We start from the raw sequence: 18,310 nt of genomic DNA, 5'->3' as shown, positions 1-18,310 counted from the left end.
GCCGTCCTGCCATTTCGCCCGATCTGCGCCATACTTATCGCTTTATTGGCGTTTATCCAGGGAGTCAGTCATGAAGCTTGTCGGTAGTTATACCAGCCCGTTTGTACGCAAGATTTCGATAATCATGCTTGAGAAGGGGATTACGTTTGAATTCGTCAACGATGCCCCGTATGAAGCGCAGAACAAAATCGTCCAGTACAACCCGCTAGGCAAAGTGCCGGCGCTGGTGACCGACGACGGCGAGGTGTGGTTTAACTCCCCCATCATTGTGGAGTACCTGGAACTGCTGGGTATCGCCCCGGCGCTGCTGCCGCGCGATCCTATGGCCTCGTTAAAAGTACGCCAGATTGAAGCGCTGGCCGACGGCATTATGGATGCGGGGCTGGTCTCGGTACGCGAGCAGGCTCGCCCGGCTGCGCAACAGTCCGAGACCGAGCTGCTGCGCCAGCGCGAAAAAATCAGCCGCAGCCTGGATACCCTGGAAAAATACGTGGCGGACGGCACGCTGAAAGCGGATGAACTGAATGTCGCCACCATTGCCGTCGCCTGCGCCATTGGTTATCTCAATTTCCGCCGGGTATCGCCGGGCTGGTGCGTGGACCGCCCAAAACTGGTGAAACTGGTAGAAACGTTATTCCAGCGCGAGAGCTTTGCCCGCACCGAACCGCCCACAGCTTGATCTCCTGATATGACAGGGGGTAGTGCCCCCTGTACACTGATGGGTATTTTCACTAACCCATTCAGCGCCATGACTACAGAAAACCGTTCGCTCTATAGCCAGATCCCCTCTACGGACAGCCTGCTGCGGGATGCGGCTTTTCAACCGTTACTTGAACACTGGGGCCATACCCAGGTTGCCGATATGCTGCGCCAGCTTCAGGACGAGGCCCGGCACAGCGTGCGGAAATGCCATGCGTTGCCGGACTGGTGCCAGCACTGGGCTGCTGCCTGCGAACGCCGGTTAAGCGCCGCCGCGCAGAGTGCGTATCGCGCGGTGTTCAATCTCACCGGCACCGTGTTGCATACCAATCTGGGGCGCGCGTTGCAGTCAGAAAGCGCCATCGAAGCCGTGGCGAATGTCATGCGCTCGGCAGTCACCCTGGAATACGATCTGGACGATGCCGGGCGCGGCCACCGCGATCGGGCGCTGGCGCAGCTGTTGTGCGAGATGACCGGCGCGGAAGATGCCTGCATCGTCAATAACAACGCCGCCGCCGTATTGCTGATGCTGGCAGCCTGTTCCGATGGCAAAGAGGTGGTGGTATCACGCGGCGAACTGGTGGAGATCGGCGGTTCATTCCGCATTCCGGATGTGATGCGCCAGGCGGGTTGCCAACTGGTGGAAGTCGGCACCACCAACCGTACCCATCCTGCGGATTACCAGCAGGCGATAGGCGAAAATACCGCCTTAGTGATGAAAGTTCACACCAGTAATTACCATATTGAAGGCTTTACCCGGGCCATCAGCGAAGCGGAACTGGTGCAGTTGGCCGATCCGCTCGGCGTGCCGGTAGTATCGGATTTAGGCAGCGGCTCGCTGGTAGATCTGAGCCGTTACGGCTTGCCCAAAGAACCGATGGTACAGGAGCTGGTTGCCGCTGGCGTCAGCCTGGTGAGCTTTTCCGGCGATAAACTGCTGGGCGGGCCACAGGCGGGCATTATCGTCGGCAAAAAAGCGCTGATCGAACGCGTGCAGCGTCATCCGTTAAAACGCGCGCTAAGGGCGGATAAAATGACGCTCGCCGCGCTGGAAGCCACGCTGCGCCTGTATCGCCATCCGGAAGCGCTCGAGCAGCAGCTTCCCACGCTGCGGCTGTTAACCCGCGATGCCGGGTCGATCCATCAGCAGGCGCAGCGCCTGCTGCCCGGTTTGCAGAAGCGTTTTGGCGAGGCGTTCGACGTTGCCGTCATGCCGTGCCAGTCACAGATCGGCAGTGGCTCGTTGCCGGTAGATCGCTTGCCCAGCGCGGCGATAACCTTCACGCCGCGCGACGGACGGGGCAGCACGGCGGAAAAACTGGCTGCCGATCTGCGCAATTTACCGACGCCGGTGATTGGCCGCATATACGATGGCCGGGTATGGCTGGATTTACGCTGCCTTGAAGATGAAGCGCGCTTTATGGAGATGTTGACCAAATGATTATTGCCACCGCAGGACACGTTGACCACGGTAAAACCACGCTGTTGCAGGCGTTGACCGGCGTAAACGCCGACCGTTTGCCGGAAGAGAAACAGCGCGGCATGACCATTGATTTGGGCTACGCCTACTGGCCGCAGAAAGATGGCCGGGTGATAGGTTTCATCGATGTGCCGGGCCATGAAAAATTCCTCGCCAATATGCTGGCGGGCGTGGGCGGTATCGACCATGCGCTGCTGGTGGTGGCGTGCGATGACAGCGTGATGGCGCAAACCGAAGAGCACTTAACCCTATTGCAACTGGCCGGACGCCCCACGCTCACCGTGGCGCTCACCAAAGCGGATCGGGTTGATGACGCGCGCGTTAAGGAGGTGAAAGCCGAGGTGGAAAACCTGCTGGCGCGCATGAACTGGCCTGCGGCGGCGCTGTTTGTCACTGCCGTCACGCAAGCTGAGGGTATTGACGCCCTGCGCCAGCACATCCGTGAACTACAACCGCAAACGCATCCCGTTGAGCACCGTTTTCGCCTGGCGATTGACCGGGCGTTTACCGTTAAGGGCGCGGGCCTGGTGGTGACCGGCACAGCGCTAAGCGGTGAAGTCAATGTCGGCGATACGCTGTGGCTGACGGGCGTCGATAAACCGATGCGGGTGCGCGGTTTGCACGCGCAAAACACCGATACCCAGCAGGCGCGCGCCGGGCAACGTATTGCGCTCAACATCAGCGGCGACGCTCAAAAAGAGCAGATCAGCCGTGGCGACTGGCTGCTTTCCACCGCGCCGCGCCGCCTGTGCGATCGGGTGATTATCGAGACGCATGCCCTGGCACCGTTCCAGCAGTGGCAACCGCTGCATATCCATCACGCCGCCAGCCATATCACCGGGCGTATTTCCCTGCTCGACGAGCGCTTTGCCGAGCTGGTGCTGGATACCCCGCTGTGGCTGTGCGACAACGATCGGGTGATTTTGCGCGATATCAGCGCCCGGCACACGCTGGGCGGCGGGAGAGTGCTGTTGACCGATCCGCCGCGTCGCGGCAAGCGCCAGAGCGAGTTTCTCGACTGGCTGGCGCGGCTTGCTGATGTGCAGGACGATGCCGAAGCGCTGACGTTGCACCTTGAGCGCGGCGCGGTATCACTGCCGGATTTCGCCTGGCATCGTCAGCTGACGCCGCAGGGTCTGGCTGCGCTGTTAAACCGGCCTGAGCGATTGCAGGCAGGCGAGCATCTGTTAAGCGCTGAAGTGGCGGCGTGCTGGCAGCGCAAACTGCTGGATACCCTCAGCTATTATCACGATCAGCATAGCGATGAACCCGGGCCGGGGCGCGAACGCCTGCGCCGTATGGCGCTGCCTTCGCAGGAAGAGCCGCTGGTACTGGCGCTGATTGAGAAGATGCGCGAGGCGGGGCTGATCGTCAGCTATCAGGGCTGGCTGCATTTACCGGGGCATCAGGCGGGCTTTACGCCCGAACAGCAGCAGCGCTGGGAGAGTATTGCCGGATTGTTTGGCGACGACCCGTGGTGGGTACGCGATCTGGCCCGTGAAACCGGCACCGACGAACAGGAGATGCGTAAATTTCTCCGTCAGGCGGCGTTACAGGGGCTGATTACCGCGATCGTTAAAGATCGCTATTACCGTAACGATCGGATTGTGATGTTCGCTGACCTGATCCGCCGGCTGGACAGTGAGAAAGGATCCACCCAGGCGGCGGATTTCCGCGACAGCCTGAATGTGGGCAGGAAACTGGCGATTCAAATCCTGGAATATTTCGACCGCATCGGTTTTACTCGCCGACGCGGTAATGAGCATTTATTACGGGATGCGGCATTATTTGGCCGTCAGTAACACGGCTTTGGCGAAGTGATGTATTTGTATAAATAAATGCATCACTTCGATTCATTAATATTAATAATAAATAACTTCTTAATTTTTCTGTATTGTTATTCATGGCGTAATTTATTATTTCTTTTTATTGGTTGCCGCTATCTTTTTAAATGGCGCAGGTATATTACGGAAAAACTTTTTAAATCCACCAAGGAAAGAAATGATGACATCCGTATTTTATATTCCTGCCGTCAATATTATTGGCACGAACTCGTTAAATGATGCGTTAAATACTGCCCACGATTATGGTTATAAAAGTGCGCTGATCGTTACCGATATCATGTTGGCAAAACTGGGGATGGCGGAGCAGCTTCAGCACGCGCTGACTGAACGCAATATTAAAAGCGTGGTGTTTGACGGTACTCACCCCAACCCGACGACGGCCAATGTGAAAGCGGGCCTGGCGATATTGCGCGCTAACCACTGTGATTGCGTTATTTCACTGGGTGGCGGCTCTCCTCACGACTGCGCAAAAGGTATTGCTCTGGTTGCAGCGAACGGCGGCGATATTCGGGATTATGAGGGCGTCGATCGCTCGCCGAAACCACAGCTACCGATGATTGCCATTAATACTACGGCGGGCACGGCGTCAGAAATGACCCGTTTCTGTATTATCACTGACGAGCAGCGCCATATAAAAATGGCGATTGTTGATAAACACGTGACGCCGGTCATGTCGGTTAACGACCCGGCTTTAATGATGGGAATGCCTAAATCCCTGACGGCGGCTACCGGTATGGATGCGCTGACCCACGCGATTGAAGCCTATGTCTCTATTGCCGCCACGCCGATTACCGATGCCTGTGCGCTTAAAGCCATCACCATGATTGTCAAAAACTTGCCGATTGCCGTCGATGAAGGCGATAACATGGTCGCGCGTGAAGCCATGGCGTATGCGCAATTTATGGCGGGTATGGCTTTTAACAATGCCTCGCTCGGCTATGTTCACGCTATGGCGCATCAACTGGGCGGTTTTTACGACCTGCCGCATGGCGTCTGTAACGCCATTCTGCTGCCGCACGTGGAGCATTTTAACAGCCGTGTGGCTGCGGCACGTTTACGCGATTGCGCCGAGGCGATGGGCGTTGATGTCAGCGCCATGAGCGCTCAACAAGGGGCGAAAGCCTGCGTAGAAGCCATCCGCCAACTGGCGAAACGCGTCAATATTCCGGCTGGCCTGCGCGATCTGAACGTCAAAGAGCAGGATTTTGCGACGCTTGCCACCAATGCGCTGAAAGACGCCTGTGGTTTAACCAATCCTGTTCAGGCGTCGCACGATGAGATTGTGGCTATCTATCAAGCGGCATTTTGATTTTTAGCCACCACGCTCGCGCCTCATTTCCGGGGCGCGATTTTTTTCTTCGCCAGCCAGACCGCGCCGAGGCGTCCGGCCTGATTCCCCAGCTGGCAGGGCTGGATCGGCACCTGCAAGTCATCCCAAAGTTCGAACGTTTCCAGATGACGTCCTAACAGCTGGAAAACTTTCTCCTCTTCGCTAATGCCGCCGCCGATCAATACCACCTGCGGATCAAACATCGAAATCACGCTATAAACGCCGCGCGCCAGATTGCGTGCCCATTCATCGATGGCTTCGCGTAAATGAACATCGCTGTTCATACGATCAAACAGCTCTTTGCCGTGTGGCATTTCGTCTACTGACAGCGCCAGCGCCTGGCGGCAGGCTTCCATCAACCCGCTGGCGGAGGCCACTTCATGCATGCATTCACCATTATTGCCCACCGGGATGACGCCAAACTCACCGGCGCGGTAATGCGAGCCCCGGTAAAGTTCGCCGTCGAGAATAATCCCGCCGCCAATACCGGTGCCGACGGTAATGCACACAAAGTTTTGATACTCTTTTCCCGCACCGCGCCACAGTTCGCCCAACGCCGCGCAGTTGGCGTCGTTTTCGACAACGGCGGGAAGATCGGTCAGTTCGGCGAACAGTTCCAGCAGATTAACGCCGTCCATATAGTCCAGCGCGCCGGCTTTGGCGGCCTCGCCGGTATGAGAGTTAATGTGGCCGGGAAAGCTGACGCCAATGCCGACAATCTCGTGCTCTTTCTGATACGCCTCAACCACTTCCTGCCATTTTTTGCGAAACGTTTGCTCGTCTTCCGGCGTGTCGTACTCATCGGAAGTTAACTCATTACCTTCTTCATCAATCACGCCATGTTTGATGTGCGTTCCACCTACATCGAAGCCAATGAAATGCTGCATATGATTTTCCTTTCAGGGAGGCATACGACTAATTATGGCTGAGGCCCGGCAGCGGAATGTAAATAAAGGTAATGGTTTAAAAACAGGAGGCTAGCGAAATCTGGCCTGTTTACCCGCCAGGATCAAAGAGAAAGGCGGACGTTTTCTGGCAATCTGGCTCTTTTAGGGTCTGATGGAGTGGGAAATGAACCGCTTTATTGTTGCCGAAGCGAATAAATGTATTGGTTGCCGTACCTGTGAAGTGGCCTGCGTCGTCTCGCATCAGGCCGCGCAGGATTGCTCTGAGGTCAGTCCGGAAGCCTTTCAACCGCGTATTCGGGTCGTCAAAACCGGTATGCTGTCTACGGCGGCGGTATGTCGCCAGTGTGAAGACGCGCCGTGCGGCGCGGTTTGCCCGACCCAGGCGATTTCCCGCCGCAATGATTTTGTCTTTGTGGATCAGGCGCGCTGTATCGGCTGCAAAACCTGTATGGTGGCATGTCCTTACGGAGCGATGGAAGTGGTCACCGTCGCCGCGCATCAGGTGCAGGCGCTGAAGTGCGATCTATGCTGGCATCGGGACGCGGGCCCGGCCTGCGTTGAGGCCTGCCCGACATCGGCGTTGCGCTGTATGGACCCGCAACAGCTCGAGCAAATCAGTGCAGAAAAACGCCGCCGGGCGGCGGCGTGGTAATCGATTATGCGCTGGCCTCTTGCCAGGCGAGCGCAATCTCTTCCGCGAGGATTTTCACTCCCGCCTCTATTTTTTCCAGCTCTGGCACGTAATTCATACGCATACACTGGTGAGTATGCGGCCACGGTTTATCGAGACCCGGGAAGAAGTAATCCCCCGGTACCATCAACACGCCGCGTTTTTTCAGGCGCTGGTACAGCAGCTCGGTGGTAATGGGTAAATCTTTAAACCACAGCCACAGAAAAATCGCGCCTTCCGGCTTGTGGATCAGGCAACGCTCTTCCGGCAAATAGCGACGAATAACGGCAATCGTTTCCTGAACGCGCTGCTGATAAAACGGCTTAATCACTGTTTCCGACAGGCGCAGCAGATCTTTACGCTTAATCATTTCACAGGCGATGGCCGGGCCGATGCCGCCGGGTGCCAGGCTAATAATGCCGTTCATATTGCTGACGGCGGAGATGATCTTTTCATTGGCGATAATAATGCCGCAGCGGCTGCCCGGCAGGCCCAGTTTCGACAGGCTCATGCACAGAACAATATTCGGGTTCCACAGCGGGCGCGCTTCAGAAAAGATAATGCCCGGGAACGGGACGCCATAAGCGTTATCAATGACCAGCGGGATGCCGTGCTGGTTGGCAAGGGCGTCCAGCTTCATCAGCTCGTCATCGGTGATCACATTACCGGTCGGGTTGGTAGGGCGCGAGACGCAGATCATCGCGGTTTCATCGCCAATATGCAGATGCTCGAAATCCACGTGATATTTAAACTGGCCTTCCGGCAGCAGTTCAATGTTCGGACGCGCCGACACGAAAAGTTCCTCTTCCAGGCCGGAATCCGCGTAGCCGATATATTCCGGTGCCAGTGGGAACAGCGCTTTTTTAGTCGAGCCGTCCGCCTGGCGGCCTGCGAACAGGTTAAACAAGTAGAAAAACGCGCTCTGGCTGCCGTTTGTCAGGGCAATATTCTGTGGTTCGATATCCCAACCAAATTCTTCGCGCAGCATACCGGCGAGCGCGTCCAGCAGTTCGCTTTTACCCTGGGGGCCGTCATAATTACAAAGCGCTTCAGTGACTTTGCCGGTTTCCAGCATCTCACCCAGTAGTTTCTGGAAATAGTCGTTCATCTCCGGGATTTGCGCCGGATTACCACCGCCCAGCATGATTGCGCCAGGAGTACGTAACCCGTCGTTAAGGTCTTCCATCAGGCGCGTAATGCCTGCATGGCGGGTGAATTTGTCGCCGAAAAGAGAAAAAGTCATAGCCGTCTTGATATCGAATACTTATAAAAGAGGCTCACGATAACGCTACCTGTGCAACGGCGCAAACAGGCCAGTCCAGACAAGGATTGCCGATTATGCCAGACACAGGTGATTTGCTGGCATAACCTGCTGCATCACTTTTGCGATTCGCCTGCCCAGATCACCATCACCGTGTCGTCACCCTGAACGCGGCTAAAACCATAGATCTTGTCGTCGCTCAGCGGGATGTGTTTCCCTTCGCCAATCGCCGGGTGGCGGGCGCGGAACTGAGCGATTTTCTGCCAGTGCGCCAACGTCGCGGCCTGTTCGCCCTCAACGTCCTGCCAGTTCATCGACGAACGGGTACCCTGCAGTGGATCGGACCCGGTGGGGCCAAACGGACGGGCCGTCTCGTCACCATAAAAAATTTGTACCGCACCGGGCGCTAACAGCAGCAGTTCTGCCGCGCGGGTCCCGCCTTCACGGAATAACCGGGTATCATGCGAAGAGAGATAGCTTAAGACATTAAACTGCTGAAGTTTGTCCGCCATCTGTTGCCAGATGGGGTCAATATTCGCCAGACAATCTACCGCGCTCGCCGCCTGTTCCTGATAATCAAAATTGATCATCGCGTCAAAGCCGTTGCGGTAGTAATCGCTCTGCATGACGCCATGCCCCCAGGCTTCGCCCGTCATCCAGAAAGGGGCGTCGTCCAGCTTTTTATCCGGATTAGCGGCTTTCCATTCCGTCAGCGCGTCGTTGGCCTGATTTTTTAGCTGCTGCCAGGCACCCATCTCGACATGCTTTGCCGTATCGACCCGGAAACCGTCAATGCCGTAGTCCCGCACCCACTGGCTGAGCCACTGGGTCAGGTAATCACGTGGCGTATAGTTGGGGCGCTCTTTGGCGCGGGTGTCAGGTTTTTGGCTATAAAAGTTGGGCAGCCCGGTGGGCGTAACGGATTCGGTTTTCAGGTCTGGCAGAAACGCCAGCGACATGGTGAGATCGTCAAAGCCGGGGCTGTCGTAGTCGCCAATATCGGTGCGGATCCAGTTTTTACCCCACCATTTCTCCCAGGCGGCCTTATCGCTAAAGTTGATATAGTCGTTAAAGCTGTGCCAGCTCTGGCCCGGGCCGGGTTTCCAGTCGGTCCAGTTCTCGCCGAGGGTTTTGGCGATCTCATCGCCTTTCAGATACAGCGCGCCAAACTGGTATTGCTGCATATCTGCCAGAGTGGCGTAACCGGCGTGGTTCATGACGATATCGAAAAGAACGCGGATGCCGCGCTGATGCGCGCCGTCTACCAGCTTCTGGAGATCGTCGCGCGTACCCATATTGGCGTCGAGCGTGGTCCAGTCCTGAGTGTAGTAACCGTGATAGGCATAATGCGGGAAGTCGCCTTTAGTGCCGCCGCCGACCCAGCCGTGGATCTGCTCAAAGGGTGCGCTTATCCACAACGCATTGACGCCGAGTTCCTGCAAATAATCCAGTTTCTGAGTCAGCCCCTGTAAATCACCGCCGTGGAAGGTGCCGATCTCCTCCATGCCGTCCTTGTGCCGCCCGTAGCTGTTGTCGTTATCCGGATTGCCGTTTTCGAAGCGGTCGGTGAGCACAAAGTACAGGGTGGCGTTATGCCAGCTAAAGGGCGCTTTATCGCTCGTATCCTCCGCTTCCAGCAGTAGCAGCCCATTGCTGGTTGCGGCGGGCATCAGGGTAATTTTGCCGTCGGTGACGGTCGCGGTGTTGCCGCTGTAAAAGTCGCGTACCTGTGAACCCTCTTCAAAGCGATCGTTAACCGAAACGGTCACCGGGCCGCCGTCCCATTTTGGGCACTGGCGAACAGCTGCCGCGACGGTTTGTGGCTCATCCTGTTTCACGCTCAGCATCAGGGTCGGCGTACCCGAGCGGGTATCGATTTGCACCTGATAATTGCCGCTGCGGAACAGTCGCCATTCAGGCGCATCGCCCGCGCAGGGCGTAAGCGACAGCATCTGATTTAATTTAATTGCCCCGCTCGGCTGCCAGCATTGTTCACCCTGAGTTAAGCGCAGGGGGCGCTCGCCTTTTTCCAGAGTGCCCTGGGCGATAAATACGCCGGGGCTTTGTTCCACAAAAGCAGGTAAGTCGGGCAGGCTCCACTGCGCGAATGCAGCGCCGGGCAGTAGTAGCAGGGCAAGAATACTTTTCTTCATCAGGCGGCTCCCATTAGGGTTTTTGCTATTTTGGCAAAATTTTCGCCAGCCGGTCTCCTCCCTGTTTCAGCCTTGCGAGGCTGAATCCACAGGATGAGTGAGCCATCTCTCATTTTTGCTTTTTTCTGCGATAAGCATCAGATAAATCATTATTTTTAACTACGATAAGAAGGTCGTACGTGACAAGGTTTCAGATTTGTATTATTTCTTTTACTGCTCTTGAAGGTTATTTTTGGTAAGATTTGAGATTCGGTTCACAAATTTTTCTCATGAATAAGGTGTTGGAATGCATTTATCCGACCAGGAGACCTAATGATATCGACTCGATTACGACGAATCGGGGCGGCGATACTCATCTTTTTCACCTATGCAGTTTCAGGTGAAGTGCTGGCAAAACAGCACACGACGACGAGTCACACAGCTCAGATTAAGAAAACCAGCGGTAAGCACCAGGCAAGCAGTAAGAAAGAGTATTCTCGCAATAGTGAAATAAGCGGTTCACTTCCTGATTTGCGAAAATACCCTTCCGGGACCCCAAGAAAAAAAGCGTTTCTCCGGACAGTCATGCCTTACATTACCAGCCAAAACGCGGTGATTACTGCGGAACGTAACTGGCTTATCTCTAAACAATATGACGGACGCTGGGCACCGAGCGAACGCGCGCGCCTGAAGAAAATCGCCCAAAACTATGACGTAAAGTGGAACGGAAATACTAAACGTATTCCGTGGAACACCTTGCTGGAGCGCGTAGACATTATCCCAACCAGCATGGTTGCGACGATGGCGGCGGCAGAAAGCGGTTGGGGCACCTCCAAACTGGCCCGTAGCAATAACAACCTTTTCGGCATGAAGTGTGCAAAACGCCACTGCAACAGCGGGACAGGTAAAGTGAAAGGCTATTCGCATTTTGATTCTGTAAAAGAGTCTGTGTCGGCGTACGTGAACAATCTGAATACCCATCCGGCGTACTCATCGTTCCGTAAGTCCCGCGCGCAGCTGCGAAAAGCGGACCAGGAGCTGACGGCGAGCAACATGATCCACAAGCTCAAAGGCTACTCCACCAAAGGACAGAGCTATAACAATTACCTGTTTGCCATGTATCAGGATAACCAGCGGCTGCTGGCGGCGAATATGTAATTAATAACAGCGAACCGACAAAACCCGGCTAATCAGGCCGGGTTTTTTATTGTCTAACGGGAAAACTCGCTGTGCCGTTCGCGGTAATCTTTCGGCGTGGCGTCGTACTCTTTTTTGAACACCGAATAGAAATATTGCAGTGACGGGTAACCGCAGATTTGCGAAATCTCGTTAATAGACAGCGAGGTTGAAATCAACAGGCTGCGGGCTTTGTGGAGTTTTTCCGCATGCAGTACGGCGTGAATAGTCTCGCCAACCTCTTCTTTAAATCGCTTCTCAAGATTAGAGCGCGACATGCCGATGGCATCCAGCACCTGTTCTACTTTGATCCCCTTACAGGCGTGATTACGGATGTAATGCATCGCCTGAATCACTGCCGGATCGTGCAGAGAGCGGTAATCCGTAGACTGACGCTCAACCACCTTGACCGGCGGCACCAGCAGGCGCTGCAGCGGCAGGGTTTCATTGGCTAACAGACGGTGGAGTAATTTGGCCGCCTGAAAACCCATCTGGCGGGTGCCCTGCGCCACCGACGACAGCGCCACCCGTGACAGGTAGCGCGTCAGTTCTTCGTTATCGATGCCAATCACGCAAATCTTCTCCGGCACCGGAATATGTAAATGCTCGCAGACCTGCAAAACGTGGCGCGCACGGGCATCGGTTACCGCGATAATGCCGGTTTGCGGCGGCAGGGTTTGCAGCCAGTCCGCCAGCCGGTTTTGGGCGTGCTGCCAGTTGTCTGGCGCAGTTTCCAGGCCCTGATACACCACGCCACGGTATTTTTCCTGGGCGACGAGCTGGCAGAACGCATGTTCACGTTCCGCCGCCCAGCGTTTACCACTGGACGCAGGTAAGCCATAGAAAGCAAAACGATGTACGCCTTTTTCTTTTAAATGGAGAAAGGCCTGTTCAACCAGCGCGTGGTTATCGGTGGCGATGTAATGAACCGGAGGATAGTGCTCAGGCTGATGGTAGGAGCCGCCCACGCCGACAATCGGCACGTTGACATCTGCCAGCAGTTGCTCGATTTCCTTATCGTCAAAATCTGCGATGACGCCGTCACCTAACCACTCTTTAATATTATCGATACGCGCCCGGAAATCCTCTTCGATAAAAATATCCCAGCTCGATTGGGTCGCCTGAAGATATTCTCCCACACCCTCAACGACTTGCCGGTCGTAGGCTTTATTAGCGTTAAACAGCAAAGTAATGCGGTGACGTTTTTCAAACATGACGTAGCCCTGACAGTTCTTCCCTTTCCTGAATAGCATAAACGACAAGATGCCGGAGATTTTACCCTCCGGCATTGCGATCGGTTACGCAGTTTATTAGCCGCGTCGCTTGGTTGCAGAATCCATCCAGACAGCCAGCAACAGAATCGCGCCTTTAACGATGTACTGCCAGAACGTCGGTACGTCCATCATGCTCATGCCGTTATCCAGCGAGGCCATGATAAATGCGCCCATTACCGCGCCGGCCACGCTGCCGATACCGCCAGCCAGGCTGGTGCCGCCGATCACGCAGGCGGCGATGGCGTCCAGCTCGGCGATGTTCCCGGCGGAAGGCGAGCCTGCGCCGAGTCGTGAACTTAATATCAACCCGGCAATCGCCACCATCAGGCCGTTAATGGCAAATACCGCCAGCTTGGTGCGCTCGACGTTAATACCAGATAAGCGCGCCGCTTCGATGTTGCCACCGATGGCGTAAATGCGGCGGCCAAAGGCTGTGCGTGTCGCCATAAACATCCCGCCGAGCAGTAAAAATGCCAGGATCAGCACCGGGGTCGGCACACCGCGATAGTCGTTAAGCAGCCAGATTGCGCCCAGCACGATCACGGCAATTAACGCCTGCTTGCCCACCGTACCGCTGGCAGCGTTAACCGGCAGTCCTAAGGTCTGGCGGCGTACCCGGCCACGCCATTGCCACGCCATAAACGCCATCAGCCCGAGCGTGCCGACGACAAAACCAATGCCGTTAGACAGATAGCTTTGACCGATTTGCGACATCGCATTACTGGTCGGCGACACGGTCGTCCCGTTGGTGATGCCAATTAAGATGCCGCGAAACGCCAGCATGCCCGCCAGCGTGACGATAAACGACGGCACTTTACGATAGGCCACCCACCAGCCGTTCCAGGTGCCGAGCAGCAGGCCGAGCGCCAGCGTGACCACCACGGTTAGCGGCAGGGGCCAACCCAGCCAGACGTCGAATATCGCCGCCGCCCCGCCCAACAGCCCCATCATTGAGCCAACAGACAGGTCGATTTCCGCCGAAATAATCACGAACACCATGCCTACCGCCAGGATGCCGGTAATAGCGGTCTGGCGCAGCAGGTTCGAGACATTACGCGCGCTGAGATATGCGCCTTCGGTCATAAAGGTAAAAAACAGCATAATCACGATAATGGCGGCAATCATGACAAACACTTGTAAGTTAAGCGCTTTCAGGCCACCGGGTGTTTTCGCCAGCGGAGCAGCGAGTTTTATTTCAGACAGGTTGCTTTTCGACATGGGGTTCGCTCCTCAGGGCCGCTTCCATTACCTGCTCCTGGGTCAGGTTTTGGTTGATCAGATTGGCTTTCAGACGTCCTTCATGCATCACCAGTACACGGTCGCTCAGGCCGAGTACTTCTGGTAATTCTGAAGAAATAACGATGACGGCGATGCCTTGTTGCACCAGCTGGTTAATCAGCTTGTAGATTTCGTATTTGGCTCCGATATCGATGCCCCTGGTCGGTTCATCAAGGATCAGAATGCGCGGATTGAGCAGCAGGCAGCGGGCCAGAATGGCTTTTTGCTGGTTACCGCCGCTTAACCGGCCAATCGCCAGTTCCGGTGACGAGGTTTTCACCTTCAGCCGGGCGATGGATTGCAAAATGCACTGCTGTTCCGCCGCATCATCCAGGGTACTTACCGGCCCGGTAAAATCGTGTAATGAGGCCAAAGTGATATTTTTCCCCACCGCCATCACTGGCACGATGCCGTCTTTTTTGCGATCTTCCGGCACCATCGCGATACCGTGGGCAATCGCCTGCTGGCAGTTTTTAATCGAGACCGGCGCGCCATCGATACTAATCTGGCCTTCCCAACGCCCCGGCCAGACGCCGAACAGGCATTGCACCGCTTCGGTCCGGCCTGCGCCGACCAGGCCTGCAATGCCGAGGATCTCGCCGCGCCGCAGGCTGAACGAGATATCGTTGACGCGTTTGCTATGGCGATTCACCGGATGCCAGGCGGTAAGATGCTCCACGCGCAAAATTTCATCATGAACCTGATGCGGCTCGTTGGGGTAAAGCGAGGTTAATTCGCGGCCCACCATCATGGTGATAATGTCGCTTTCACTCATCTGCCCGGCATCGCGGGTGCCGATATGCTGGCCGTCGCGGATCACGCAGATGGTATTAGAGATGGCTTTCACTTCGTTCAGCTTGTGGGAGATATAGATGCAGGCGATGCCATGGTTTTGCAGGTCGCGAATAATATTCAGCAACACCGTGGTTTCCTGCTCGGTCAGCGATGCCGTCGGCTCATCAAGGATCAGCAGCCGCACCTGTTTATTCAGCGCCTTAGCAATTTCGACCAGTTGCTGGTGGCCAAGACCCAAATCTCCCACGCGGGTATCGGGCGACAGGTTCAGATTCACCTGCGCCAGCAGTTTCTGGCAGCGCAGCGTCATGGCATCGTAATCCATCACGCCGTGACGGGTAATTTCCGCGCCCAGAAAAATGTTTTCCAGAATGGTGAGGTGTTTAACCAGCGCCAGCTCCTGGTGAATAATCGCGATGCCTTTGCGTTCGGTATCGCGGATATGGCTCGCTTCGAGCTTTTCCCCGGCGAACCAGATTTCGCCGTCAAAGCTGCCATGCGGATAAATGCCGCATAACACTTTCATTAACGTGGATTTACCGGAGCCGTTTTCTCCGCACAGAGAAAGCACGTCGCCTGCGTTGACGTTCAGGCTGACGTTATCCACCGCTTTCACAGCACCAAAAGCTTTGGTGATGTTTTTCATCTCAAGTAAGTAAGGCATGCCAACCCCGTTGTTCACGGTTGAATTCAGGCCGATAGCGCCCGCAAATGGCTGCGGGCGCCCAGAGATTACAAATCGCTTTGCTTGTGGAAGCCGTCTTTGATGACGGTAGATTCGATGTTGGTTTTATCCACTTCGATAGGGTTCAGCAGACGAGCCGGCACATCTTTCAGCCCGTTATTTAACTTCGCGTCAGATTTCGGTGCTTGCCCATTGCCCAGCTCCACGGCGATTTGTGCGGCGGTATTAGCGAGCTCGGTAATTGGTTTATACACCGTCATGGTCTGCGTACCGGCGATGATGCGCTTCACGCCAGCCAGATCCGCATCCTGCCCGGAAATGGCGACTTTGCCCGCCAGCCCCTGGGCGCTCAGCGCCTGGATCGCGCCGCCTGCGGTGGCGTCGTTAGAGGCGACCACGGCATCGATTTTGTTGTTGTTGGCCGTTAAGGCGTTCTCCATAATTTTCAGGGCGTTTTCTGGCAACCAGCCGTCTACCCACTGATCGCCGACGATATGAATTTTGCCGTCATCGATAAACGGCTTCAGGACTTTCATCTGCCCGGCGCGGAACAGTTTGGCGTTATTGTCCACCGGCGAGCCGCCCATCAGGAAGTAATTGCCCTGCGGCACTTTATCGACCAGCGTTTTAGCCTGCAATTCACCGACTTTTTCGTTATCAAAAGAAATATAGAAATCGATGTCGGCATTATTAATCATTCGGTCATAAGCTAATACTTTAATTCCTTCGCGTTTGGCTTCGGCCACCACGTTGCTTAATACCTGGCCGTTGTAGGGGATTATTACTAATACATCGACGCCGCGGTTTATCATGTTTTCAATCTGCGACATCTGGGTTTCTTCGTTGCCATTCGCTGATTGTACAAAGACTTTCGCGCCGAGCGCTTCCGCTTTATTGACGAAAATATCGCGGTCTTTTTGCCAGCGTTCCAGACGAAGGTCGTCAATTGCCATGCCGATTTTCACTTCTTTGGCGATGCCGCTCATGCTGGTCAGCAGCAATGAAGCGCACAGGGTGAGGGCAAGGTTCTTTATCTTCATAGTGTTAATACCTGTTGTAGGGTGATAGTGGCGTATTACAACTCAGAGTAAAGAGACGTTCTTTCAGTAGACGTTTAGAGTTTTGACCTGGAAGCGGCGAACCTTCAATTACAGATTTTCGTCCCGGCATTACGTTTTTTTGTTTGTTTTCTGTTTTATGACCGCGATCGAATTTTAAATTTAACAATTAACGCGGATTGCCTGGGGCTGGATAATTCCTCGCACTTTTGTCATTTCTGTAAATATAGTTTTTGTGACCGGTGGCGCGTTTGTGCATTATCTTAATGGCAGTGTGAAATAACGTAATTGAGGAACGAGCGGGTAATATCCAGGATTATTTTACACAGTGCTCGAACCCGCTCTCTGATTACGGAGTTAATTATGCAAAATTATTTCGACCAGCTTGAACGTGTGAAATATGAAGGACCAGAGACGTCGAATCCTCTGGCGTTTCGTCATTACAACCCGGACCAAAAAGTGCTGGGTAAACGCATGGAAGATCACCTGCGGTTCGCCGCGTGCTACTGGCACACGTTCTGCTGGAATGGCGCAGATATGTTTGGCGTCGGTTCTTTCGACCGCCCCTGGCAGCAGCCGGGCGATGCGCTGGCGCTGGCGACCCGTAAAGCGGAAGTGGCGTTTGAATTTTTCCATAAGCTGAACGTGCCGTACTACTGCTTCCACGATGTGGATGTCTCGCCGGAAGGGGCGTCGCTTAAAGAGTATCTGAATAATTTCAGCCACATGGTTGATGTGCTTGAGCAAAAACAGCAGCAGTCAGGCGTGAAATTGCTGTGGGGCACCGCCAACTGCTTCACCAACCCGCGCTACGGCGCAGGCGCGGCAACCAGCCCGGACCCGGACGTGTTTTCCTGGGCGGCCACGCAGGTGGTGACGGCGATGAACGCCACGCACCGTCTGGGCGGCGAAAACTACGTGCTGTGGGGCGGTCGCGAAGGGTACGAAACGCTGCTTAATACCGATTTACGTCAGGAGCGCGAGCAGATTGGCCGCTTCATGCAAATGGTGGTCGAGCACAAACATAAAATCGGCTTCCAGGGTACGTTGCTGATTGAGCCGAAACCGCAGGAGCCGACGAAACATCAGTACGATTACGATGTGGCGACGGTATACGGCTTCCTGAAACAGTTCGGCCTGGAAAAAGAAATCAAGGTCAACATCGAAGCCAACCACGCTACGCTGGCCGGACACTCTTTCCATCATGAAATTGCTACCGCAATCGCGCTGGGCGTATTCGGCTCCGTTGACGCCAACCGCGGTGACCCGCAGCTGGGCTGGGATACCGACCAGTTCCCAATCAGCGTGGAAGAGAACGCGCTGGTGATGTATGAAATCATCAAAGCCGGCGGCTTTACCACTGGTGGGCTGAACTTCGATGCCAAAGTGCGCCGTCAAAGCACCGATAAATACGATCTGTTCTATGGGCATATCGGCGCGATGGATACCATGGCGCTGGCGCTGAAAGTCGCGGCGCGCATGATTGAGGACGGCGAGCTGGATAGTCGCGTCGCCAAACGCTACGCCGGCTGGAATGGTGAACTGGGCCAGCAAATTCTGAAAGGACAACTCTCGCTGGAGCAATTAGCGAAGTACGCTGAACAGCAGAACCTGGCGCCGCGTCATCAGAGTGGGCATCAGGAGCTGTTGGAAAATCTGGTGAATCACTATCTGTTTGATCGTTAAACCCCTGCGCCACAACGGTGGCGCTGATTAAGGA

The 18,310-nt window shown here is 55.1% G+C and carries 14 protein-coding genes; 7 read left to right on the top strand and 7 right to left on the bottom strand.

The features are described from left to right. Positions 1-70 precede the first annotated feature (70 nt). From FND52_RS16230 to yiaY, 4 genes are all read left to right on the top strand, one after another. Entirely contained in the window at positions 71-679 is a 609-nt protein-coding gene (locus FND52_RS16230) for a glutathione S-transferase (protein WP_125292818.1), read from the top strand. Between the two features lie 69 nt (positions 680-748). Then, the gene (selA, locus tag FND52_RS16225; protein WP_144132046.1) at positions 749-2,140 is read left to right on the top strand and encodes an L-seryl-tRNA(Sec) selenium transferase; all 1,392 of its coding nucleotides are present in this window, start codon (positions 749-751) and stop codon (positions 2,138-2,140) included. After that, positions 2,137-3,981, top strand: a complete 1,845-nt coding sequence (selB, locus tag FND52_RS16220) for a selenocysteine-specific translation elongation factor (protein WP_144131872.1) — start codon at positions 2,137-2,139, stop codon at positions 3,979-3,981. The genes selA and selB overlap by 4 nt, the downstream gene beginning before the upstream one ends. A 199-nt stretch (positions 3,982-4,180) precedes the next feature. Continuing rightward, on the top strand, positions 4,181-5,332 hold the full coding sequence (yiaY, locus tag FND52_RS16215) for an L-threonine dehydrogenase (RefSeq protein ID WP_125292816.1): 1,152 nt from the start codon (positions 4,181-4,183) through the stop codon (positions 5,330-5,332). A gap of 23 nt (positions 5,333-5,355) precedes the next feature. Here yiaY and FND52_RS16210 read toward each other — a convergent pair whose 3' ends face one another. Further along, positions 5,356-6,240: an ROK family protein gene (locus FND52_RS16210; RefSeq protein ID WP_144131870.1), complete on the bottom strand. Its 885-nt coding sequence runs from the start codon at positions 6,238-6,240 to the stop codon at positions 5,356-5,358. Positions 6,241-6,424: 184 nt separating this feature from the next. On the opposite strand from FND52_RS16210, the gene FND52_RS16205 reads away from it, so the two are divergent. Next, entirely contained in the window at positions 6,425-6,913 is a 489-nt protein-coding gene (locus tag FND52_RS16205; RefSeq protein ID WP_144131868.1) for a 4Fe-4S dicluster domain-containing protein, read from the top strand. A gap of 4 nt (positions 6,914-6,917) precedes the next feature. Here the strand turns inward: FND52_RS16205 and avtA are convergent, their stop codons facing one another. Beyond that, positions 6,918-8,174 (bottom strand): valine--pyruvate transaminase, encoded by a 1,257-nt coding sequence (avtA, locus tag FND52_RS16200; RefSeq protein ID WP_125292810.1) that lies wholly within the window; start codon positions 8,172-8,174, stop codon positions 6,918-6,920. Positions 8,175-8,308: 134 nt separating this feature from the next. Then, positions 8,309-10,345 carry an alpha-amylase gene (locus FND52_RS16195; protein ID WP_144131866.1) on the bottom strand — a complete coding sequence of 679 codons (2,037 nt, stop codon included), beginning with the start codon at positions 10,343-10,345 and terminating at the stop codon, positions 8,309-8,311. Between the two features lie 312 nt (positions 10,346-10,657). Between FND52_RS16195 and FND52_RS16190 the strand changes: the two genes are divergently transcribed. Next, entirely contained in the window at positions 10,658-11,482 is an 825-nt protein-coding gene (locus FND52_RS16190; protein WP_125292807.1) for a protein bax, read from the top strand. Between the two features lie 53 nt (positions 11,483-11,535). Here FND52_RS16190 and xylR read toward each other — a convergent pair whose 3' ends face one another. The 4 genes from xylR to xylF form a co-directional block, all read right to left on the bottom strand. Next, on the bottom strand, positions 11,536-12,714 hold the full coding sequence (xylR, locus tag FND52_RS16185) for a D-xylose utilization transcriptional activator XylR (protein WP_144131864.1): 1,179 nt from the start codon (positions 12,712-12,714) through the stop codon (positions 11,536-11,538). Positions 12,715-12,810: 96 nt separating this feature from the next. Next, positions 12,811-13,992, bottom strand: coding sequence for a xylose ABC transporter permease XylH (gene xylH / locus FND52_RS16180; RefSeq protein WP_144131862.1), 1,182 nt, complete (start codon positions 13,990-13,992; stop codon positions 12,811-12,813). Beyond that, positions 13,970-15,511: a xylose ABC transporter ATP-binding protein gene (locus tag FND52_RS16175; RefSeq protein WP_144131860.1), complete on the bottom strand. Its 1,542-nt coding sequence runs from the start codon at positions 15,509-15,511 to the stop codon at positions 13,970-13,972. The genes xylH and FND52_RS16175 overlap by 23 nt, the downstream gene beginning before the upstream one ends. 68 nt (positions 15,512-15,579) lie before the next feature. Beyond that, positions 15,580-16,572: a D-xylose ABC transporter substrate-binding protein gene (xylF, locus tag FND52_RS16170; RefSeq protein ID WP_144131858.1), complete on the bottom strand. Its 993-nt coding sequence runs from the start codon at positions 16,570-16,572 to the stop codon at positions 15,580-15,582. A gap of 381 nt (positions 16,573-16,953) precedes the next feature. Between xylF and xylA the strand changes: the two genes are divergently transcribed. Continuing rightward, on the top strand, positions 16,954-18,276 hold the full coding sequence (gene xylA / locus FND52_RS16165) for a xylose isomerase (RefSeq protein ID WP_144131856.1): 1,323 nt from the start codon (positions 16,954-16,956) through the stop codon (positions 18,274-18,276). Positions 18,277-18,310 lie beyond the last annotated feature (34 nt).

It is taken from the genome of Atlantibacter subterraneus, assembly GCF_007570865.1.
Taxonomy (GTDB): Bacteria; Pseudomonadota; Gammaproteobacteria; order Enterobacterales; family Enterobacteriaceae; genus Atlantibacter; species Atlantibacter subterraneus.
The sequence above is the reverse complement of the archived record's forward strand: the minus strand, read 5'-3'. Positions and strand labels throughout refer to the sequence as shown.